The sequence below is a fragment of the Pseudonocardia oroxyli genome (genome assembly GCF_900102195.1).
GTDB lineage: Bacteria > Actinomycetota > Actinomycetes > Mycobacteriales > Pseudonocardiaceae > Pseudonocardia > Pseudonocardia oroxyli.
The window spans coordinates 87,307-107,644 of record NZ_FNBE01000015.1 but is presented as its reverse complement, the minus strand read 5'-3'; the positions used below and the strand labels follow the sequence as shown (position 1 = coordinate 107,644).

Here is a 20,338-nt window from a genome sequence, read left to right as displayed (position 1 = left end):
CCGCACCAACTCCCGGGTCAACAAGCTCGTCTCGGCGCTGCAGGGCCTACCTGCACGGGCGCAAGAAGGACATGATCATCCGGGGCGGCGAGAACATCTATCCCGTGGAGATCGAGACGGTGCTCGCCGAGCACCCGTCCGTGGTCCAGTGCGTCGTGATCGGGGTGCCGGACGAGCACTGGGGCGAGACCGTGCGCGCCTACGTCACCGCCCCGCCGTGGTCCGGGGCGGCGGAGGATCTGGCGGCGGAGCTCGTGGAGCTGTGTCGGGGGCGGCTGGCCCGGTACAAGGTGCCCGCCGAGGTCGTGGTGCGGGAGGAGCTGCCCATGAACGCCAGCGGGAAGATCCTCAAGCGTGAGCTCAGACGGCTCGACACGTGAGCACCCGCGCCCCCGGACCGCAGGTCAGGGCCGGTAGACTGCGTCATCCGGTCCGCTCGGTCCGGGTCGCCGGTGAGTAGGGGACAGACGATGGCATCGCGTGGCGGCAGCTCCCGCGGCAGGCGGGTCACGGCCGCGAGCGATCCCCAGCAGCAGCGCCGGGACAGCGGTCCGCAGACCGACAAGGGGCAGGCCCGCCGGGAGCAGCTCCTCGAGGCCGCGCACACGGTGTTCATGCGGAAGGGCTTCCTCGACGCGCGCGTCGCGGACATCGTGGCGGAGGCGAACGTCGCCCAGGGCACGTTCTACAGCTACTTCGACTCGAAGGACACGATCTTCCGCGAGGTCGCCCGGATCACCACCGACCGGATGCTGGAGGACGTGGCCGCGGCCACGGTCACGTCGCCGGAGGCGCCGATGATCGACCGCATCCGCGCGGGCCTCAAGGGCTACATCGAGGTCTACCGGGAGAACGCCCGCATGATCGCCCTGACCGAGCAGGTCGGCACGTTCACGCCCGAAATGCGCGAGATGCGGCTGCAGATGCGGGAGGGGTGGCTCGCCCGGTTGGAGCGGGTGCTCAAGCGGCAGCAGGCCGAGGGCATCGCCGACCCGACGCTGGACCCCTACATGACGATCCAGGTGCTGGGCGCCATGGCGGACCACGCCTGCTACGTGTGGCTCTCGCTGGGCAAGCCGTTCGACGAGACCGAGGTGTTGGACTCCCTCACCCGCGTGTGGGCGCGCACGATCGGCGTCGAGGACTCCCAGGCCTGGCAGGTCTGACACAGCTGACCAAACGATCGGTCGAATTCTCCGGACCGAACGGTTGACCAGGAGCCCGCGGCGGGTCCAATGGACGGGTGACGGACACCGGAGGTCCTGGGCCGCAACGGATCGCGCCGCGCGCGCGGCCGCTCGAACCCAGCCGGTACGACCGGATCCTGGAGGCGGCGGCGGAGCTGTTCCGCAGCCAGGGCTACGCGGCGACGAGCGTGGCCGAGGTCGCGGCGGCGGCGGGCCTGCTCAAGGGCAGCGTCTACCACTACATCCGCACCAAGGAGGACCTGCTCGCCGCGATCGTCGAGGAGGCGCACGCGGGCACCGGGCAGCTGGGGGAGGAGCTGCGGGCGTCGCAGGCGTCCGCGGTCGAGAAGCTGCGGACGGTGATCGAGCGGCACCTGCGGGGCACGGAGAAGAACCTCGTCCAGGTCCAGGTGCTGTTCCGCGAGTTCTCGACCCTGCCCCCCGAGCGGTTCGCGGCGGTCGTCGAGCGCCGCGACACCTACGAACGCGCGGTCCGGGAGCTGGTCCGCCAGGGTCAGGCCGAGGGTGTCTTCGCGGCCCACCTCGATCCCCGACTGACCGCCGCCGCGGTCCTGGCCACCCTGAACTCCGTGCAGGCGTGGTACCGGCCGGACGGCCCCATGAGCATGACCGAGATCATCGACGGGTTCACCGACCTCCTGCTCCGCAGCGTCGGCGTCGAGACGCATCCCGACCTGAGGAGACCGAACTGATGAAGACCGGTGCGGAGTACCTGGCGTCGATCGACGACGGGCGCAGGGTGTGGTTCGAGGGCGAGCTCGTCGACCGCATCGAGGACCACCCGATCCTGGGCGCCGGCGCGACGCTGATCGCCGAGGGCTACGACAAGGTGTACGACCCGACCGGTGACCACAGCCCGTTCTCCGACGTCCCGACGGACGCCTACCCGGAGTCGTTCGTCATCCTCGAGGACGTCTTCGTCCCGACCGAGCGCGTCTTCCTCGACGGGCAGACCCGGTACGCCACCGTGTTCGCGCACTCGCTGGGGCTGTGGGAGCGCCTCGGCGGGCTCTCCTCGATGGCGGACGGTGCGGACCTGCTGGTCGGGCTCGCCCAGCTGATCGCGCAGGCGAACGGCACCGAGTCCGTGGCGCACGTCCGGGACAAGATCGACGACATGCTGATCCAGGCCACGCTGATCCGCGCCTCGCTCGAGGCCGCGATCACGCACTGCCACGTGGGCGACAACGGCGCCGCCTTCCCCGACGAGCTGTACACCAACGCGGGCAAGTACTACGCGGCCTCGCACTACGACCGGCTCGTGCAGAGCCTGCACGACATCGCGGGCGGCTCGATCGTCACCGCGCCGTCGCTGGCGGACCTGCGCAACCCCGAGATCGGCCCGGCGGTGCGCAAGTACATGCAGGCCAACCCGGAGATCGACGGCGAGATCCGGCTCCGCCTGTTCCACCTGATCCGGGACATCTCGGCGGACACCTACGGCGGCTGGAGGCTCGTCACGAACATCCAGGCGGGCGGCGGGCTCTACGCGCAGAAGATCGTCACACGCAAGTGGTACCCGATGGACAAGGCGGTCGCCCAGGCCAAGGAGCTGGTCGGCGTCCCGTTCTGACCCCGCGACCGGGCAGGATCCCGCAGCCGCTGTCACCGGTGACACCGGGTGCGGGGTCCTCCGCCCGTGGGGCGACTTGCCCGGGGCACCCCCGTCCTACCATCCTGCTGGGGTGACTGAGGACTCCGTCCGACTCGACACTGACGAATCCGGGCTGGCGCGGGCACTGCCGCGCCCGTCGCACGGACACGACGAGATCCAGGGTGTGCCGTTCCGCCCGGTCGGCTTCCGGGACGACGACCTGCCCACCGCGCTGGAACGCTCGGCCCGCTGGCTGCGCGAGGTGCAGGAGTGGCTGGGCGAGCCCGTCGACGTGATCGGCGTGCACCTGGACTACGACGACTCGCCCGGCGGCATCTACTACGAGGTCAAGCTGCTCTGCAACGACGAGGACCTCGCCGGCGTGCCCATCGCCCTGCGGCAGCGGGCGGCACAGGGGACGGCGGACTGACTCCACCGCTCAACCGGCCCGCGCGCCCGGATCCGGGCGCGCGGGCCCCGGCTCCGCTACACCGTGACGCCGTGGCGCTCCAGCTCGTCGAGCTGGGCGGCGGTGAGGCCGAGCACCTCGGTGAGGACCTCCCTGGTGTGCTCGCCCAGCGCCGGGGCCGCGGCGCGCGGGGACATGGGGGAGCGCGAGGCCACCCACGGGACCGAGGGCAGCCTGTGGGGGCCGATCTCGGAGTGCGTCAGCTCCGGGAAGAAGCCGCGCGCGGCGAGCACGGGATGGCGGTGCACCTCGCCGATCGTGGCGACGATCTCGGCGCCGATCCCCTTGGCCTGCAACGTCTCCACCACCTCGGCGGGGCTGCGCTCCGCGGTCCAGGCCGAGACCGGGGCCTCCAGCTCGTCCTCGTGCAGCCTGCGTGACCCCAGCGTGCGAAACCGCGGGTCGTCGGCGAGGCCGGGATCGCCCATCACGTCCGCCAGCGCGGCGAACGCGGCGTCGTCGGCCACGCTGACCGCCACCCAGTCCGCCCCGCCGCGGCAGCGGAACGTGCCGTGCGGGCTGCGTGCCTCGTCCCGGTTGTGGATCACCGGGACCTCGCCGCCGGTCGCCCCCGCGAACAGCACGGGCCAGGGGAACGCCGCGAGGCAGGACTCGAACATCGCCGTCTCGACGCGGACGGGTTCGCCCGTCGTGCGGGCCCGGTACAGGGCACCCAGCGTGGCGACGGCCGTGGTGATGCCCGCCATCGGGTCCGGCAGGGACATCACCAGGTCGGTCGGCCCGCCGCGGACGCGGCCGTTGGACGTGGCGATCCCGCAGAGGGCGTCGATCAGCGAGCCGTAGGCCGTGTGTCCGGAGTACGGGCCGGACTCGCCGAAGCCGGTCATCGAGACCGCGACGATCCGCGGGTTGATCTCGGTCAGCCGCTCGAAGGGGAAGCCCATGCGCCCCAGGGCGCCCGCGCTCATGTTGTCGATCACCACGTCCGCCGTGGCGATCAGGTCGCGCAGCAGCTCCCGGCCGCGTTCGGTCTTGAGGTCGAGTGCGACGGACCGCTTGCCCTGGTTGTTCTGGTTGAAGTACCCGGAGCGGTTCACCCCGACGATCTCGTCCGCGTAGGGACCCAGTCCCCGCGTGGTCTCGAGCCGGGTCGACGACTCGATCTTGAGCACGTCCGCGCCCAAGTGGGCCAGCTGCATCGCCGAGAAGGGGCCCGCCCACACCACGGTGAGGTCGACGACGCGGATCCCGGCGAGCGGGCCCGGGACGGGGGCGCCCGCGCCCGCGGCGGGGGAGGGCCGCTCGGCGGGGGTGGTCCACAGCGCCTCGGCGTCCCCCGAGCCCAGGCGCGGCACGGGGCCGCGCTCGGGCGGGACCGCGCCGTCGAAGCGCCGGGGCCGCACGGGCACCGGCACGCCGTCCCCGGTGGCGAACCGCGCCGTCGGCAGCGACGAGCGGGCCGCCAGGTGGTCCCACTCCAGGATGTCCCGGGCGCCGTGGATCGGGCAGGCGGCGATCCGGTGCTCGTAGGCGAGGTCGAGGAACTCCCGCATCGTGTAGGGGGCGAGCGCCTCCCGGACGAACACGTCGAGGACGTCGTGGTTCTCGTCGCGACCCGCGCTGGTGTCGAAGAGCTCGATGGCGCCCCAGTCCGGGTCCCCGAGCAGGTGCACCAGCCTGCGGAACTCCTCGTCGCGGGTGATCTGCATGAGGACCCGGCCGTCGACGAGCTCGTAGAAGCCCCACGGCCCGACGCTGCGGTTGCCCTGCCAGACCGGCGCCGTGCCGGTGTAGGCCCAGCGGGAGACGGCGGTGGCCAGCACGGAGGCGACGGCGGCCTGCTGGGAGACGTCGACCCGCTGGCCGCGTCCGCTGCGCCGGCGCTCGAACAGTGCGCCGAGCACCGCGACGACCGCGCCGCAGGCCGCGTGCACGCTCGACAGCTCGCCGCGGTAGCGCAGCGGCTGCGGGTCGTCGTCGGTCAGCGACGTCGAGTTGACGCGCAGCAGCCCCGAGGCGGCGAGGGCGAGCAGGTCGTCCGATCCGTGGGGGCCCGCCCCGGTGCCGATCCGGCCCAGGGCGGAGACGTCGACCACGACCAGCCCCGGGTCGTCCGCGACCAGGCGCTCGACCTCGGCGTCGGTCAGGAACGGGTCCCCGTCCCGGGAGCCGCGCAGGACGACGTCCGACCGCGCGGCGAGGGCGCCGAGGTCCGCGGACCGCGACACCGAGCTCTTGCCCGCGTGGAAGTAGGCGAACGCCGCGCTGCGCTCCGCGTCCGGCACCCCGCCCGCGAACGGGCCGAGCGCACGCAAGGGGCTGCCGGGCCCGGACTCGACGAGCACCACGTCGGCGCCCAGGTCGGCGAGCAGCCGCCCCGCGTACGCGAGGGCGATCGTGTCACCGGCCTCGAGCACCCTGACCCCCGCGAGCGGGCTTTCCACACTCGGCGAACATGACGTCATCGTCACACCCTTCGTCGCCGGTGAGCCTAGCGATTCGCGGCTCCGAACGGCACCCCTCGTGGCGATCTCGAACTCCGGGCGGGCCCCGTGGACTCGCGCACCACCAGGACGGACGGGAGGACCGGGTCGTCCGGCGCGGTGCCGGTGACGAGATCGACCAGCGCCCGGCCCGCTGGCTCGGCGGGGCTGGTCACCGTGGTGAGCGGCGGGTGGCAGAAGGAGGCGCCGAAGACGTCGTCCGCCCCGACGACGCTCACGTCGCCGGGCACGGGCACCCCGGCCCGTTCGAGGTGTTGCAGGACGCCGATCGCGATCAGGTCGTTGAACGCCACCAGGGCCGTCGCCCCGGTGGCCAGGCCCGCCTCCGCGGCCGCGGACCCGGACCCGAGGACGGGGGCGTGCGGGCCCACCGCGTGGAAGGAGACGCCGTGGCGCTCGGCGTGGGCGGTCAGGGTGCGTCGGCGTTCACCGTCCGCCCAGGAGGTCTCGGGCCCGCGCAGGTAGACCAGGGTGCGGTGACCGAGCCCGGCGAGGTGCTCGACGGTCTGGGCGCTCGCGGCGTCGATGTCCGCGACCACGCCCGGCAGCCCGGCCAGCGGCCGGTTGAACACCGCGGCCGGGTGGCGGCGCAGCAGCGGCGCGAGGTCGTCGGCGGAACCGCGGGGGGACACCAGCAGGAACCCGTCGACGAACGAGCCGAGCCGACGCAGGTGGGCGGCCTCGATCGCGGCGTCCTCCTGGCCGTCGGCGAGCACGATGCTGTGCCCGGCCGCCGCGGCCTGCGCCTCGGCTCCGCGGATCAACCCGACGTGGTGGGGGTTGGTGACGTCCGGGACGAGCAGGGCGAACAGCCCCGTCCGGCCCGAGGGGAGCGCCTGCGCCATGCGGTTGGGCACGTAGCCGAGCCGCTCGGCGACCTCCGCCACGTGCGCGCGGGTGCGCTCGGACACGCGGCCGGGGTTGGACAGCGCCCGGGACGCGGTGGACGTCGCGACGCCGGCCGCGCGGGCGACGTCGTAGATCGTCACGGCCCGCGGACGGGCGTCCCCGGTGTGATTCATGGCGGCATTCCACCACGGGCCTGCACCTGAGCGGCAACCGGTTGCCATACTGGTTCGAGTCGAAGAGAGGGAGCACTGCGCAGCATGGGGACCGTCCGGTCGGGGGTCAGGAGCGGGACACGGGACGACAGGGGTGGACGCGCCGTCTGGGCGGTGTGGGCCGCCGCGATCGCGGTGTACCTGCTCGCGGTCACCCAGCGGACCTCGCTCGGGGCGGCCGGACTCGACGCCGCGGACCGCTTCGGGATCGACCCCGGCACGCTCTCGCTGTTCGTCTTCCTCCAGATCACCGTGTACGCGGCCGGGCAGATCCCCGCCGGGATGCTGGTGGACCGGTACGGCCCCCGCCGAATGCTGCTGGTCGGCGGGCTGATCCTCGGCGTGGGCCAGGGCGTGCTGGCCTTCACCGGGGCGCTGCCGCTCGCGCTCGGCGCCCGGGCCCTGGTCGGCGCGGGAGACGCGGTGGTGTTCTCCGCGGCGATGGTGGTCGTGGCGCGCTGGTTCCCGCCCCGCCGGGTCCCCGTCGTCACCCAGGTCACGACGATCGTCGGACAGCTGGGCCAGGTGCTCTCCGCGCTGCCGCTGCTCCTGCTGCTCCACGCCGCGGGCTGGACCGCGGCCTTCGCCGCGGCCGCCGCGGCCAGCGTGCTCTCCGCGGCCGTCGCCGGGACGGTGGTGCGGGACGGCCCCCGCGGCTGGCGGGCCCCGCCGCCGGTGTCGGCGCGGACGATGCTGCGCCAGGTCGCGGACGTCTGGCGGCGGCCGGGGACGCGGCTCGGGTTCTTCGGCCACCTCGGCACGCAGTTCTCGATGATGACGTTCGCGCTGCTCTGGGGCCTGCCCTACCTCGTGTCGGCGCAGGGGCTGGACCCGCTGGTCGCGGGCTCCCTGATGACGCTGCTGGTGTTCGCCGCGGTGGTGGTCGGGCCACTGGTCGGGGTGCTCACCGCGCGGCACCCGATGCGCCGCTCGTGGATCCTGCTGTCGGTCATCGCGCTCACGGCGGGCACCTGGACGGCCGTCCTCGTCCAGCCCGGCCGGGCCCCGATGTGGCTGCTCGTCGTCCTGATCGTGGTGCTCGCGATCGGCGGGCCGGCGTCGGTGGTCGGTTTCGACATCGCGCGGACGACGAACCCGGGCTCCACCCTCGCCGTCGCCCAGGGCATGGTCAACATCGCGGGGTACAGCGCGTCCGTGGTGGTCCTGATGGTGATGGGGTGGGTGCTGACCGCACTGGGCGGCTTCACCCCGGAGGGCTTCCGGGTGGCATGGCTGGTGCAGTACCCGGTGTGGGCGGTCGCCGTCGTCGGGATCCTGGTCACCCGCCGCAAGGCCCGTCGGGTGGACGCCGCGCGCGGGATCGCCCCGCGGCCGCTGCGTGACGTCGTCCGGCGCAGGCCCGCCTCGCCGACCTGCGGCCGGGTTGCCGTGGGCGTCCCCGAGCAATGAGGAGGCCCGGCCCCGACCGGGTGGGTCGGGACCGGGCGTCGTCGGCGGTCCCCCTCGAAAGCCGACGACCGGACACATCCGGCGGGCCGTCGTACCCGCCGGATGCTCCCAGCCTGCGTTCGGCGCCGGGCGCCGATCGGTTCAGCTCTTCGGCATGAGGACCTTGTCGATCACGAACACGGTGGCGTTCGAGGTCGGGATGTTGCCGCAGAGGATGTTCGCGGTGTTGCCCATCCCGTCGGTGACGGTCGGGGCCTCCGGCGTGCCGCCGATCGTGACGGTGCCGCCTGCGAGCTCGGTGACCGTGCCCGCGTCGACCAGCCCGGTGGCGTCGTAGCGCTTCGGGACGACGTGGTAGCTCAGCAGCCCGCCCAGCTGCTGCTGGTTCGCCAGCAGGCTGGTGAAGGCCTGGTCGCCGACCTGCTTCTGGACCGCCTCGAACGCGCCGTTGTACGGGGCGAACACGGTGATGGCCTGCTGCTGGTTGAGGGTGTCGGCCAGGCCGGGGACCTTGCCGACGGCGGTGACGAGCGTGCTCAGCAGCGGGTTCGTGCTCGCGGCGGTGGCGACCGGCTGCGGGCCCATCGCGTTGAGCGACCCGGGCGCGTCGCCCTGCGGGAGCTGGCCGCAGGCCGGACCGAAGACGTCGGCGTTGGTGGTGACGCCGTTGCCCGCCGCCGCCGGTGCGGACGTCGGCGCCTGGGACATCGGGGCCTGCGACGGGGTGGCCGGTGCGGCCGACTCGGACGAGCCGCAGGCGGCCAGCGAGACGGTCAGAGCGGCGATCGCGCCCGCGGCGGCGATGCGGAAGGTCTTGCGCATAGCGATTTCTCCTTGAATCCTCCGGCCCGGTGGACCGGACCCTCGACAGTTGTTCGGTGCGTTGTGCGGATCGGTTCGATCGATTTCTCAGGCGACCGTGAAAATGGTCGCGGGCCAGCCGGAGGCCCCGTCGGGAATGGGGTCGGCACGCTGTTCGGTCTGGACGTTCCCGGCGGCGTCGGTCGCCCGCACCTGGACGGTGTGGCTGCCCGCTGGGAGGTCGAAGTCGGCGGTCCACATGCGCCAGGTCCGCCCGTTCACCGCGGTCGAGAGGGTCGCCTCGCGCCAGGGACCGCCGTCCATCCGGACCTCCACGCGGCCGATCCCGACGGGCTGGGACCAGGCGATGCCCGCGCAGCGCACCGGGCCCGCAGGCACCGTGGCGAAGCCGCGGGGGGCGTCGATCCGGGACTGGGTCTTGATCGGGGCCCGCTGCGCCCACCCGCGTTCGAGCCAGTACGCCCGGCGGGCGTCGAACGTGGTCAGTTCGAGGTCGACCAGCCACTTGGTCGCGGACACGTAGCCGTAGAGCCCGGGGACGACCATCCGCACCGGGAACCCGTGTTCCGGCGGGAGCGCCTCGCCGTTCATCCCGACGGCGAGCAGGGCCCCCCGGTCGGGTTCGAGCACGACGTCCGTGGGGGTCCCCGCGGTCCAGCCGTCGACGCTCGTCGCGAAGATCTGGTCCGCGCCCGGGCGCACCCCGGCGTCGAGCAGGAGGCTGCGCAGGTCGACCCCGGTGAAGGTGGCCGTGGAGATGAGATCCCCGCCGACCGGGTTGGACACGCAGGTCATCGTGATGGTGCGGTCGACGAGGGGCCGGGCGAGCAGGTCGTCGAAGGTCAGCGTGAGCTCACGCTCGACCAGGCCGTGCAGGCGCAGGCTCCAGTCCTCGGCGCGCACCTCGGGGACCCGCAGCGCGACGTCGATCCGGTAGAAGTCCGCGTTGGGGGTCACGAACGTGGGCGTGCCCGCCGCGGCGAAGTCCGCGCCCGCCGGGATCGCCGGCGCCCGCTCGGTGCGCAGCGCCGCGGCCAGCCGCCGGGTGACCCGGTCGCGGGACTCGGCGTACCCGCCGCCGACCAGCAGGCTGCCCGCCCCGGCCGCGACCGACAGCACCGCCACCGCCGCGAGCCCACCCAGCAGCACCGCGCGCCGGGTGTGGTCCTGGCGGGCGGGTCTGCGGAACCCCACGAACACCGCCACCCCGACGAGCAGCGCCACCACGGGCGCCACGAGATCGACCGGTCCGAACGTGGGGGCCCCGACCACGGCCGCGATCCCGGCGAGGCCGAGCGCGACGATCAGCACGACCCCGCGCCGCAGCAGCCCCGCCACGGCGGCGAGGAGGAGGATCACCACGGCCATCCCGGTGAGCAGGACCGGCTTGTCGGCCGTGCCGAAGGTCGTTTTCGCGAATTCGGTGAGGAACTGCGGCGAAAACCGGATCACGGTGTCCCCGACCGCCAGGAAAGGCGACGATCCGGGCGCGATCAGAGCGGCGACGAGCTGCCCTGAGGAGATCGCGGCGAGGACCGACACGATCCCGGTTGCGGCGGCGACGGCGCGGTTGGTGGACACGAGAGGTGTTCGCGCGTCCGGCCGATCCGGTTCGGCCGGTGGGCGGGGGGCACCCGGTCGTGCGGGATGATCGGGGCATGCGTGCGTACGGCTTCACCCGGACCGGCGGCCCGGAGACCCAGACCTTCCTGGACGTGGCGGTACCGGAGCCGGGGCCCGGGGAGCTGCGGGTCCGGGTGCGCGCGGCCGGGGTGAACCCGGGGGACTGGCGGTTGCGCGAGGGCGCCTACGGCACGGTCCCGCCGGCCGTGCTGGGTCGGGAGGTGGCCGGGACCGTCACCGCGGTGGGGCCGGGCGTCACGGGCTTCGGGACGGCCGACGAGGTGTTCGGCGGCTGCCCGGGCATGGTCGGGGGCTGGGCCGAGGAGGCGATCGTGACCGCGGGGTTCGCCGCGCACCGGCCCGCGTCCGTGCGCCCCGAGGACGCGGCCGCGCTGCCGGTGGCGGCGGGCACGGCGTTCGACGCGCTGGAGGGTCTCGCGCTCCCCGCCGGGTCGACGCTGCTGGTCAACGGGGCGGGTGGCGGGGTCGGCGTGCCCACCCTGCAGCTCGCCCGGGCGGCGGGGCTGCGGGTGGTGGGGGTCGCGAGCCCGCGCAAGCACGCGCTCGTCGAACGCTTCGGCGGGATCCCGGTGGCCTACGGCGACGGCGTGCTCGACCGGGTGCGGGCCGTCGCGCCGGACGGCGTGGACGCCGTGTTCGACCTGGTCGGCGGCGACCCGCTGCGCGCCGTGGCGACGCTGCTCACCGACCGCTCCCGGCTGCGTTCGATCGCGGACAAGGGCCTCGCGGCGGAGCTGGGCGGCCGGGACGTGATGCGGGACCGGAGCACCCGCGTCCTCGACGCCCTGGCCACCGAGGTGGCGGCGGGCAGGCTGGACCCGCACGTCACCGAGGTGCTGCCCCTGGAGCAGGCCGAACGGGCCCTGGCCGAGGTCGAGAACGGGCACGCCGAGGGCAAGGTCGTGCTGCGTATCGCGTAGTTCGGGCCTGCGCCGCGTAGTTCGGGCCTGCGCCGCGTAGTTCGGGCCTGCGCCGCGTAGTTCGGGCCTGCGCCGCGTGGCTCAGGCCTGCGCCGCGGCTCGGGCGTGCGCCGGGGTCCAGCCCAGGCGCGGGCCGAGGGCGCCCGCGATGTCGCCCAGGATCTGGGTGTAGTCGTCCGGGCGGAAGGTGAAGGGCAGCGCGAAGACCACCTCCTCCACCCGCTGGTAGCCGGCGTGGGCCGCCAGCCGCTCGGCGATCTCCTCGGACGTCCCCACCAGGTCCGGGGCGAAGAGCATGCCGGGGCCCTGCGGCTCCCGCGTGCGCGGCGTGCGCGCCTCGACGTAGGCGTGGTAGCGCTCCCGCTGGTCCGCGGTGGCGGAGTCGGTGGGGATCACGACCAGGCCCTGGGAGACGCGACCCTCCGGCCGGACCTCCCGGTACGCGTCGATCTGGGCGGCCTGGATGGCGGCGAAGTCCCACACGCCGTTCGGCGGAGCCTGCTCGGCGCGGACCACGCTGCTGGTCAGCAGGTTCATCTCCAGCTCGCCCGCCCGGCGGGCGGACGACAGGCCGCCCGCGCCGTACCAGAGCCGGGCACGCAGCCCGGGGGAGTGCGGCTCGACGCGCTCGGAGAACGTCTCGAACCCGGCCGTCCCGGAGAAGCCGCTGACCTGCTCGCCCGCCACCGCACGCAGGAAGCGGGTGAGCCGCTCGGTGCTGAAGTCCTCCTGGTCGGCGGTGTCCGGGTAGAGGGCCTCGCGCACGTCCTCCCACCGCATGGGCGGGCCCACGCTCACGCCGGGGTTGAGCCTGCCGCCGGAGAGCAGGTCCACCGTCGCGAAGTCCTCGGCCAGCCGCAGCGGGTTCTCCCAGCCCAGGGGGGTGACGGCGGTGCCCAGCTCGATCCGCGACGTGCGCTGCGAGGCCGCCCCCAGCAGCGCCACCGGCGACGAGACCCCGTACTGGAGGTGCCGGTGGCGCAGGAACGCGCTGTCGAACCCGAGCTGCTCGCCCAGTTCGATCATGCGCAGTGTGGACTCGTGACCGCCCGCGGGGTCGTCGCGGTCGAACAGGCCGATGGTGAGGAAACCGAGCTTCTGCAGCACGTCGGCTGCAACACCGCGGCCCGCGCGCTGCTTCCCGGTGTCGGCCGGGACGCCGACCGAGTACGGTGGTCGCACGAGTTCAGACCACGTGCTCGCCCCGAGAGCCGAGAGCGGCCGCGCGCCGCATGACGCAGGAAGGTGGCGAGGGCTCACCCCACGAGCCCGAACCCGTGACATCTCTCCACCGTGACCAGCAGCTTCTCGTCGGGGACGAGACGCCGTGGCACGCTGCGGCCGTCGCGTCGTTCGTGGTCGACGACGCCGGAGTCGTCTCCGCGGCCAACGCGTTGTCCCGCGAGCTGCTGCCGAGCGTCCTCCCGGGCGCGCTCCTGGCCGACGCCGCGCCCGCCTGGCTGTGCGCGACCGGCCCCGCGTCCGGCGAGCTCGACGACCGGCGCTACCAGGCCCGGCCCGTCCGGCTCTCGGACGCCACCTGCTGGTGGCTCCTCGACGACACCGACGCCGAGGACGCCCGCTCCGAGCTGGGACTGGCCCGGGAGCGCACCGCGTTCCTGACCGAGGCCTCCGACGAGCTGCTCGGCTCGCTGAACCTGCAGCGCTGCATGGACATCGCCGCCCGGCTCGCCCTGCGCCATCTCGCGGACGCGGCCTGGGTGGTGGGTCCCGGCGGTCCCCGCCCCGTCGTCGTCGCGACGCCGGAGGGTTTGCGGCACTCCACCCTCGACCACCCCCCGGAGGAGGTCCTGGGCCTGGAGGAGGCGCTGCTCGGCTTCCCGCCCGTGCCCAGCCGCTGGCTCGACCCGAGCGGGGTGCCCGGGTGGCTCGCGCCGGAGGGCTTCGGCCCGATCGGCTCCGTCGTCATCACCCCGCTGCCCGGTCACGCCGTGGCGGCCGGCGCGCTCATCCTGCTGCGCAAGCCGTCGAGCCCGCGGTTCTCCGCGGCCGAGGAGGAGATCGCCCGGCTGTTCGCGGCCCGCGTGGGCGTGGCGCTCTCGGCGGCACGGATGTTCGCCCAGCAGGCGAGCGTGACCGACACGCTGACCCGTGAGCTGCTGCCGCCGGTGCTCCACCAGCTGCCGGGCGTGGAGCTCGCGGCGCGGTACCGGCCCGCCTCGGACACCGACCGGGTCGGCGGGGACTTCTACGACGTCCACCCGGCGGACACCGAGGACGGCGAGTCGCTCGTCGTGCTCGGGGACGTGTGCGGCAAGGGCCTGGAGGCCGCCGTGCTGACCGGCCGGATCCGCAGCACCGTGCAGGCGTTGCTGCCGATGGCCGCCGACCACCTGCAGATGCTCCGCCTGCTGAACACCGCGCTGCTGAGCACCGAGCACACCCGCTTCGCCACCATGGTGCTGGGCTCGGTGAGCCGCCGTCACGCGGACGTCCGGCTGCGGCTGACCAGCGCGGGGCACCTCCCGCCGCTGGTCGTGCGGGCGAACGGCCGGGTCGAGGAGGTCGACACGCAGGGCACGCTCGTCGGCGCGATGCCGGAGGTGGAGGCGGCCTCGGTCGAGATCGTGCTCGGCCCCGGAGACACCTGCCTGCTCTACACCGACGGGATCACCGAGGCCCGCGGCGGCCCGTTCGGCTCCGAGTTCTTCGGCGAGGAGCGGCTGCGCCGGGCACTCGCCGGCTGTGCCGGGATGCCCGCGGAGGCACTCGTCGAGCGGATCCAGATGCTGGCGAGCGACTGGGCGGGCCGCACCCGGCCCGACGACATGGCCGTGCTGGCCATCACCGCGCCCCGCGGGCAGCACCTCACGGCCGTCGGGGGGCACGGACCAGGGAGGTACACCGCGTGACCGCAGCGGATTCCGTCGAGGAGACCGGGTCGCAGGACCGGGTCGAGCAGCTCTGGCGGGCGGCGGTGGCCGGGGACACCCGGACCGCGGCCGACGTCGTGCTGGGCGCCCTCGCCGACGGGGTCCCGGCCGAGTCCGTGCTGCTCGACGTGATCGGCGGCGTGCAGCGCCGGGTCGGCGAGGAGTGGGCGGCCGCGCGGATCGACGTCGCCCAGGAGCACACCGCCACCGCCGTCAACGACCGCGCCGTCACGGCCGTCGCGCTGGCCGCGCCCCGGACCGAGCCCGAGCACGGGCGGATCACCGTGGCCTGCGTGGACGGCGAGTGGCACGCGCTGCCCGCCCGGCTGCTCTCCGAGGTCCTGGTCCTGCGCGGGTTCACCGTGGAGTACCTGGGCGCGCAGGTGCCGAGCCCGCACCTGGTGGAGCACCTGCACCGGACCGGCCCCGACGCCGTCGCGCTCTCGGGGTCGCTGGCGACCCGGCTGCCCGCGGCGCACGCCACCATCGACGCCTGCGCCTCGACCGGCACGCCGGTCATCGCGGGCGGGGCGGCGTTCGGGGTGGACGGCCGCTACGCGCGGCTGCTCGGGGCCCAGGCCTGGGCGCCCGACGCCCGCACCGCGGCCGGGCTGCTGGCCGCAGGCCCACCCGGGCTGCCGGGGGTGCCCGGCCAGCCCGCCGACCGGCTGCCCCACCTGGCCGACCAGGAGTACACGATGGTCGCCCGCACCCAGCGCGAGCTGGTGAAGGCGGTGTACGCGGGCCTGGAGGACCGGCTGCCCGCGATGCGGTCCTACACCGAGGACCAGCGCGAACGCACCGCGGAGGACCTCGCGCACATCGTCGAGTTCCTGGCCACCGCGCTCTACGTCGACACGGACGCGCTGTTCGCGGACTTCCTCGGCTGGACGGCCGGGGTGCTGTCCGTGCGGGGCGTGCCCGCCCGGACCCTCGTCCCCGCCCTGGACCTGCTGGCCGGCGAGCTGCGGGACTTCCCCCGCGCGCGGCGGATCCTGGACCACGGCCGGGCGGCGGTGCTCGAGCCCGCGACGGCGGCGTCGTGACCGGGCCCGGCGTACTCACCCTGTCCTGGTCGCATCCCGAGGACGGGGACGCCACCGTGGGGATGACGGGTGACCTCGACTACGCCACCGCCGACCGGCTGCTCGCCGAGGTGATCGCCGAGGCCGCGGTCCCGGGCACCGAACGGATCGTGCTGGACTGCGCGGAGCTGGTGTTCTGCGACTCCCACGGGCTCGCCGTGCTGCTGATGATCCGGCGCCGCACGGCCGCCGCGGGCGTGGATCTCGCGCTGGACAACCGCCCGGCCCGGCTCGACCGGCTCCTCGCGATCACCGGCACCGCGGAGCTCCTCACGGGTGCGGTGCCGCAGGCGCGCTCGCAGAGCTAGCGACGCTCCGGGAACCAACGGCGGACTCCCGGTGTTGAGGGGGACGTACCGTCGAGCCGAGGGAGAGAGATGAGCACTGAGAAGGCGATCCTGGCGGGCGGCTGCTTCTGGGGCATGCAGGACCTGATCCGCAAGCGGCCGGGCGTGGTCTCCACCCGCGTCGGCTACACGGGCGGAGACGTCCCGAACGCCACCTACCGCAACCACGGCACGCACGCCGAGGGCATCGAGATCGTGTTCGACCCCGCCGTGACGAGCTACCGGGAGCTGCTGGAGTTCTTCTTCCAGATCCACGACCCGACCACGAAGAACCGGCAGGGCAACGACATCGGCCTGTCCTACCGGTCGGCGATCTACTACGTCGACGACGAGCAGAAGCGCGTCGCCGAGGACACGATCGCGGACGTCGAGGCGTCCGGGCTGTGGCCCGGCAAGGTCGTCACCGAGGTGGAGCCCGCCGGGGACTTCTGGGAGGCCGAGCCCGAGCACCAGGACTACCTGGAGCGCATGCCGTGGGGCTACACCTGCCACTTCCCGCGCCCGAACTGGGTGCTGCCGAGGCGGGCGGGCGCTCAGGCCTGAGTCGTCCACTCCTCCGCGGAGGTGTAGGCGAGGAGGTTGCCGAGGCGCTTCTGCACCCCGGCGATCTCCCGTACGGCCTGCGCCAGCAGGCTGCGGTCGAGCGGGGCGAGTGACCGCACGCGGACCACGTCCGACGCGGGCTCGCCCCGGTCCCGCTGCTGCAGCTGGATGCGCAGCCGCAGCCGCTGGAGCACCTCGAACACCTCGGTGAGGGTGTCGGCCTGCTCCGTCGGCATCAGCATCGACCCGCTCGCGGCGGTGAGCCGCGCGCGGGTCGACAGGGCGGGCGAGTGCACCGACAGCGCCGCCCAGCGGGCGATCTCGACGATCGGGCGCAGGGCGTGGGCCTTGATGTCCACCGTCCCGATGCGGCGCAGCTGCGCCCGGTTGGTGAGTGACTCGCGGATCAGCAGCCGCAGGGTGTGCGGGTGCTCCCGGACCCCGGCGAAGACCTCCTGCACGACGGGTTCGGCGTGCCCGTCGACCGCCCGGCCGTCCAGCAGCAGGGACGCCATGAGCATGCCCTGGTCGTCCAGCGGGCTGACCAGCCACTGTTCGGCGGCCTCCCGCCACTCGGACCGGGTGCGGGCGAACCGCGGGTTGACCGGGGTGGCGCCGTGCCGGTCCACGGTCAGACCCGCCGCGGCGAGCGCCTCGTTGACCTGGACGAAGGCCCGCCGGTAGCAGACGGCGCGTTCCGGGGTGACCGAGTCGGCGAACACCACGGCGGAGTCGATGTCCGAGCTGGGCGCGGCCTCCCGGCGGGCGTTGGAGCCGAGCACGAGCCAGGTCAGGTCCGCGAGGTCGAGGCCCGGGTCGGCCCCCAGCACCAGCGCGAGCACCCGGCGCTGCACCGCGTCGATCAGCGTGGCGTACACCGCCGTGACCTCGGCCGGGTCGCGGCGCTCCCGGGCGAGGTCGGCGAGCAGGGCGGGCAGCCGGTGGCCGAGCGCGGCGACCTGGTCGAGGTCGTCCGCCCGGTCCAACCGGGCACGCAGCAGCAGCCCGGCGGCCGAGGGCGAGGCGAGGAAGTCCTGCGGGTCGACCGCCCCGCGCAGGGTGCCCTCCGGGTCGACGACGAGCAGGTAGTGCAGCCGATGCTCGAGCAGCTCCTCCAGGACCTCGGCCGTGGGCGTGCCGGTGAGCACCGTGCGCGCCACCGGCACCATGATCTCGGACAGCGGGGTCTGCGCGGACCTGCCCGCCGCGAGCACGCGCTCGCGGAGGATCTGGTCGGTGACCACCCCGAAGCGGCCCGCGCCCGCGGGCACGGCGACGTAGCCCTTGCGCCGCTCGGTCATCAGCGCCGCGGCCTCGGCGACCGTCATGCCGGGGGTGCCGAGCACGGGATCGCTGACGACGAGCTCGTCGACCGTCCGGAACCGCGGCTCGGGGTCCACGGGACGAACCTACCCCTTCGTGTCCCAGACCGGCCCGATCCTGCCCCCGGTGTGCGCGAGCACCTTCGGCTTCGCGATGAACCACCCGCCGACCAGCAGCGCCGCGATGATCGGGATGCCGAACACCACCACGATGAAGTTCGTCTTGTGCCAGAACTCCGGCGAGCTCTGCCAGCCCGAGATCGCCATGCCGACGATCACGAACGCCAGGAACGCGAGCCCGAAGTAGCTGGTCCACGGGCTGCCGGGCATCCGGAACGGGCTGGCGGGGATGACGCCGCTGTCGCTGAGCCTGCGCAGCCGGAGCTGGCACAGGAAGATCGTCGCCCAGGTGAAGATCACGCCGAGCGCGGCGGCCTCGAGCGCGGTCTCGAAGGCGTCCGGGTCCACGGCGTTGAGGACGGCGCCGAAGACGTAGACCACGGACGTCATGATGATGCCCGCCCACGGCACGCCCGACCCGCTCATCCGGGTGGTGAAGGGCGGCGCCTGCTTGCTCATGCCGAGGCTGCGCAGCACGCGGCCGGTCGAGTAGAGGCCCGAGTTCAGCGACGACATGGCCGCCACGATGAGCACCGCCTGGATGACGTCGCCCATCCAGTTCCAGCCCAACGCGCCGAACACCCGCACGAACGGGCTGGTGTCGCCGTTGTACTGGTCGGTGGGCAGCATGGAGACCAGCAGCAGCAGCGAGCCGCAGTAGAACACGCCGATCCGGAAGATGACCGAGTTGACCGCTTTGGGCACCTCGCGCTTCGGGTCGGACATCTCGCCCGCGGCGACCCCGACCATCTCGATGGCCGCGTAGGCGAAGACGACGCCGGACATGACGAGGATCGGTCCCCACCAGTGGTAGTCGCCGGAGGCGGGCCAGAACCCGCCCGGGTTGGACCACAGGTTGTCGAACCCGGCGCGGTGCCCGCCGATGTCGAAGCGCCCCACCACGAGGACCAGGCCGACCACCAGGAACACCACGATGGCCCCGACCTTGAGGATCGAGGCCCAGAACTCGAACTCGCCGAACGCCTTCGCGGACAGCAGGTTCACCGCCAGCACCACGGCCAGCGCGATGAGCACGGTGAGCCAGCTCGGCATGTCCGGCAGCCAGTGCTTGACGTACACCCCGACCGCGGACAGCTCGGCGATCCCGGTCAGCGCCCAGTTCAGCCAGTACATCCAGCCGGTCACGTACGCGGCCTTCTCACCGAAGAACTCGCGCATGTAGGAGACGAACGCACCCGACGTCGGCCGGTGCAGGACCAGCTCGCCCAACGCCCGCATCAGGAAGTAGGCGACCAGGCCGACGAACGCGTAGCTCAGCACGAGCGCGGGTCCGGTGCTCTGCAGCCGGGATCCCGTGCCGAGGAACAGGCCGGTCCCGATGGCGCCGCCGATCGCGATCATCTGCACCTGGCGGCGGCCCAGGGACTGCTGATAGCCCTCGTTCTCCGCGTGCAGTCCGCTGCTCTGGTCCAGCGTGTCGGTCATGCGGTCCCCCTCCGTGCGTGGTGAGCCTCGTGGTCGTCTCGCCGTGCAGTCGTCTCGCCGTGCAACGGAAGATAAGCCGGATCACGCCGCGGCGCTCTGTGGACGTGTGACGATCGCGTGACGGTCCGTCTCCGGGGCCGGGAACGCGCCGAGCCCGCGTCCCCGGTGGTCCGGGTGGCGCGGGCTCGTGTGGCGGTGGCGGGGGGACCTGCTCAGCCGCCCATGTGGTTGTTGCCGGTGGCCAGCATCTGGGTCAGGGCGGCCTGGGTGGCGGCGTTCATCGTGCCGGTCTGGGGCAGGTGGGCGTCTCGCTGCAGGTAGGTGATGGCCTGGGTGGTCTGGGCGTTCATGATCCCGGTGTCGGGGCCCTCGTAGTAGTTGAGCTGCCCGAGCTCCTGCTGCAGGGTCTCGACGGCCTGCGAGGGCTTGACCGGCGGGGTGGGCGGCGTCGGCGGTGTGACGTGCCCGCCGCCCCCGTTGCCGTTCGATCCGCCGCCCGCGGGGACGATCGCGTGGCCCCCGCTGTGGGCGCCGGGCACGACGTTGACGATGGAGGTGCCGGGGTCGGCGGTGGGGGCGGCGGTGCTGCTCCAGAGACCGCCCAGCCCCGCCACGAGGCCCGCCGTCAGGCCCGCCGCGGCCAGCACCGAACCGACCGTGATCGCGACCGTCTTGCCGCGGCCGCCCTTCTGCCCGGCGGTGGCTCCGGGCCCCGGCCGGTGCCCCGACCCCGCGGGCTGCCGTCCGGCGTACTCGGGCCCCGCGTAGGCGGGACCACCCTCGTGGGTGTCGTAGCGGGCGTCGTCGTAGCGGTCGTCGTCGTACTGGGCGTCGTACCGCGGCGCGTAGGGGGTCCGGGCGGTGGCGGAGCGGTAGGGCGAGCCGTACCGGGGGCCGCGGGGCTGCTCGTCCTCGCCGCCGGTGGTGGTGCGGGTGGTGGTGGTGTCGGTGCTCATCGGGAGCCTCCCCGGTCTGTCCGCCCGGTCCC

General features: G+C 73.8%; 19 protein-coding genes. 11 read left to right on the top strand and 8 right to left on the bottom strand.

Annotation, left to right across the window (positions count from 1 at the left end; genetic code table 11):
- Positions 1–71 precede the first annotated feature (71 nt).
- The 5 genes from BLS43_RS21705 (at position 72) to BLS43_RS21685 (ending at position 3,232) form a co-directional block, all read left to right on the top strand.
- Positions 72–380, top strand: coding sequence for an AMP-binding enzyme (locus BLS43_RS21705; RefSeq protein WP_093088167.1), 309 nt, complete (start codon positions 72–74; stop codon positions 378–380).
- A 90-nt stretch (positions 381–470) separates the two neighbouring features.
- Positions 471–1,166: a TetR/AcrR family transcriptional regulator gene (locus BLS43_RS21700; protein ID WP_093088164.1), complete on the top strand. Its 696-nt coding sequence runs from the start codon at positions 471–473 to the stop codon at positions 1,164–1,166.
- 77 nt (positions 1,167–1,243) lie between these two features.
- The gene (locus BLS43_RS21695; RefSeq protein WP_093088161.1) at positions 1,244–1,900 is read left to right on the top strand and encodes a TetR/AcrR family transcriptional regulator; all 657 of its coding nucleotides are present in this window, start codon (positions 1,244–1,246) and stop codon (positions 1,898–1,900) included.
- The gene (locus BLS43_RS21690; protein ID WP_093088158.1) at positions 1,900–2,781 is read left to right on the top strand and encodes a 4-hydroxyphenylacetate 3-hydroxylase C-terminal domain-containing protein; all 882 of its coding nucleotides are present in this window, start codon (positions 1,900–1,902) and stop codon (positions 2,779–2,781) included. Before BLS43_RS21695 ends, BLS43_RS21690 begins: the two co-directional genes overlap by 1 nt.
- Positions 2,782–2,893: 112 nt before the next feature.
- Positions 2,894–3,232: a hypothetical protein gene (locus tag BLS43_RS21685; protein ID WP_093088155.1), complete on the top strand. Its 339-nt coding sequence runs from the start codon at positions 2,894–2,896 to the stop codon at positions 3,230–3,232.
- Positions 3,233–3,288: 56 nt separating this feature from the next.
- Here the strand turns inward: BLS43_RS21685 and BLS43_RS21680 are convergent, their stop codons facing one another.
- Positions 3,289–5,676, bottom strand: coding sequence for a CaiB/BaiF CoA-transferase family protein (locus tag BLS43_RS21680; RefSeq protein ID WP_176921467.1), 2,388 nt, complete (start codon positions 5,674–5,676; stop codon positions 3,289–3,291).
- A gap of 47 nt (positions 5,677–5,723) precedes the next feature.
- Positions 5,724–6,758 (bottom strand): LacI family DNA-binding transcriptional regulator, encoded by a 1,035-nt coding sequence (locus BLS43_RS21675; protein ID WP_093088149.1) that lies wholly within the window; start codon positions 6,756–6,758, stop codon positions 5,724–5,726.
- Positions 6,759–6,842: 84 nt separating this feature from the next.
- On the opposite strand from BLS43_RS21675, the gene BLS43_RS21670 reads away from it, so the two are divergent.
- A complete protein-coding gene (locus BLS43_RS21670) occupies positions 6,843–8,207 on the top strand; it encodes an MFS transporter (RefSeq protein WP_093088146.1) in 1,365 nt (454 codons plus the stop codon).
- A gap of 141 nt (positions 8,208–8,348) precedes the next feature.
- On the opposite strand, the gene BLS43_RS21665 is transcribed toward BLS43_RS21670, so the two are convergent.
- Together BLS43_RS21665 and BLS43_RS21660 are read right to left on the bottom strand one after the other, a co-directional pair.
- Positions 8,349–9,029 carry a fasciclin domain-containing protein gene (locus BLS43_RS21665; RefSeq protein WP_093088143.1) on the bottom strand — a complete coding sequence of 227 codons (681 nt, stop codon included), beginning with the start codon at positions 9,027–9,029 and terminating at the stop codon, positions 8,349–8,351.
- 87 nt (positions 9,030–9,116) lie between these two features.
- A complete protein-coding gene (locus tag BLS43_RS21660; protein ID WP_245707660.1) occupies positions 9,117–10,610 on the bottom strand; it encodes a molybdopterin-dependent oxidoreductase in 1,494 nt (497 codons plus the stop codon).
- A gap of 77 nt (positions 10,611–10,687) precedes the next feature.
- Between BLS43_RS21660 and BLS43_RS21655 the strand changes: the two genes are divergently transcribed.
- Positions 10,688–11,593 carry an NADP-dependent oxidoreductase gene (locus tag BLS43_RS21655; protein ID WP_093088140.1) on the top strand — a complete coding sequence of 302 codons (906 nt, stop codon included), beginning with the start codon at positions 10,688–10,690 and terminating at the stop codon, positions 11,591–11,593.
- A gap of 81 nt (positions 11,594–11,674) precedes the next feature.
- Here BLS43_RS21655 and BLS43_RS21650 read toward each other — a convergent pair whose 3' ends face one another.
- The gene (locus BLS43_RS21650; RefSeq protein ID WP_245707680.1) at positions 11,675–12,700 is read right to left on the bottom strand and encodes an LLM class flavin-dependent oxidoreductase; all 1,026 of its coding nucleotides are present in this window, start codon (positions 12,698–12,700) and stop codon (positions 11,675–11,677) included.
- 170 nt (positions 12,701–12,870) lie between these two features.
- Between BLS43_RS21650 and BLS43_RS21645 the strand changes: the two genes are divergently transcribed.
- From BLS43_RS21645 to msrA, 4 genes are all read left to right on the top strand, one after another.
- A complete protein-coding gene (locus BLS43_RS21645) occupies positions 12,871–14,466 on the top strand; it encodes a PP2C family protein-serine/threonine phosphatase (RefSeq protein ID WP_245707659.1) in 1,596 nt (531 codons plus the stop codon).
- On the top strand, positions 14,463–15,533 hold the full coding sequence (locus tag BLS43_RS21640; RefSeq protein ID WP_093088134.1) for a cobalamin B12-binding domain-containing protein: 1,071 nt from the start codon (positions 14,463–14,465) through the stop codon (positions 15,531–15,533). Before BLS43_RS21645 ends, BLS43_RS21640 begins: the two co-directional genes overlap by 4 nt.
- Positions 15,530–15,880, top strand: coding sequence for an STAS domain-containing protein (locus BLS43_RS21635; RefSeq protein WP_237192215.1), 351 nt, complete (start codon positions 15,530–15,532; stop codon positions 15,878–15,880). Before BLS43_RS21640 ends, BLS43_RS21635 begins: the two co-directional genes overlap by 4 nt.
- Positions 15,881–15,949: 69 nt before the next feature.
- Complete coding sequence (gene msrA, locus BLS43_RS21630) at positions 15,950–16,462, top strand: peptide-methionine (S)-S-oxide reductase MsrA (RefSeq protein WP_093088131.1); 513 nt, start codon at positions 15,950–15,952, stop codon at positions 16,460–16,462.
- Here msrA and BLS43_RS21625 read toward each other — a convergent pair.
- From BLS43_RS21625 to BLS43_RS21615, 3 genes are all read right to left on the bottom strand, one after another.
- Positions 16,453–17,862 carry a putative nucleotidyltransferase substrate binding domain-containing protein gene (locus BLS43_RS21625; RefSeq protein ID WP_218129935.1) on the bottom strand — a complete coding sequence of 470 codons (1,410 nt, stop codon included), beginning with the start codon at positions 17,860–17,862 and terminating at the stop codon, positions 16,453–16,455. The two genes, msrA and BLS43_RS21625, sit on opposite strands and share 10 nt — an antisense overlap.
- A 9-nt stretch (positions 17,863–17,871) precedes the next feature.
- A complete protein-coding gene (locus BLS43_RS21620) occupies positions 17,872–19,350 on the bottom strand; it encodes an amino acid permease (RefSeq protein WP_093088128.1) in 1,479 nt (492 codons plus the stop codon).
- A gap of 212 nt (positions 19,351–19,562) precedes the next feature.
- Positions 19,563–20,306, bottom strand: a complete 744-nt coding sequence (locus BLS43_RS21615) for a peptidoglycan-binding domain-containing protein (RefSeq protein ID WP_093088125.1) — start codon at positions 20,304–20,306, stop codon at positions 19,563–19,565.
- Between the last annotated feature and the right edge of the window lie 32 nt (positions 20,307–20,338).

What these genes read in the sequence shown, in the direction of transcription:
- msrA (WP_093088131.1), top strand. Translation starts at nt 15,950, where the DNA reads ATGAGCACTGAGAAGGCGATCCTGGCGGGCGGCTGCTTCTGGGGCATG.
- BLS43_RS21700 (WP_093088164.1), top strand. Translation starts at nt 471, where the DNA reads ATGGCATCGCGTGGCGGCAGCTCCCGCGGCAGGCGGGTCACGGCCGCG.
- BLS43_RS21620 (WP_093088128.1), bottom strand. Translation starts at nt 19,350, where the DNA reads ATGACCGACACGCTGGACCAGAGCAGCGGACTGCACGCGGAGAACGAG.
- BLS43_RS21675 (WP_093088149.1), bottom strand. Translation starts at nt 6,758, where the DNA reads ATGAATCACACCGGGGACGCCCGTCCGCGGGCCGTGACGATCTACGAC.
- BLS43_RS21705 (WP_093088167.1), top strand. Translation starts at nt 72, where the DNA reads ATGATCATCCGGGGCGGCGAGAACATCTATCCCGTGGAGATCGAGACG.
- BLS43_RS21655 (WP_093088140.1), top strand. Translation starts at nt 10,688, where the DNA reads ATGCGTGCGTACGGCTTCACCCGGACCGGCGGCCCGGAGACCCAGACC.
- BLS43_RS21615 (WP_093088125.1), bottom strand. Translation starts at nt 20,306, where the DNA reads ATGAGCACCGACACCACCACCACCCGCACCACCACCGGCGGCGAGGAC.
- BLS43_RS21690 (WP_093088158.1), top strand. Translation starts at nt 1,900, where the DNA reads ATGAAGACCGGTGCGGAGTACCTGGCGTCGATCGACGACGGGCGCAGG.
- BLS43_RS21665 (WP_093088143.1), bottom strand. Translation starts at nt 9,029, where the DNA reads ATGCGCAAGACCTTCCGCATCGCCGCCGCGGGCGCGATCGCCGCTCTG.
- BLS43_RS21670 (WP_093088146.1), top strand. Translation starts at nt 6,843, where the DNA reads ATGGGGACCGTCCGGTCGGGGGTCAGGAGCGGGACACGGGACGACAGG.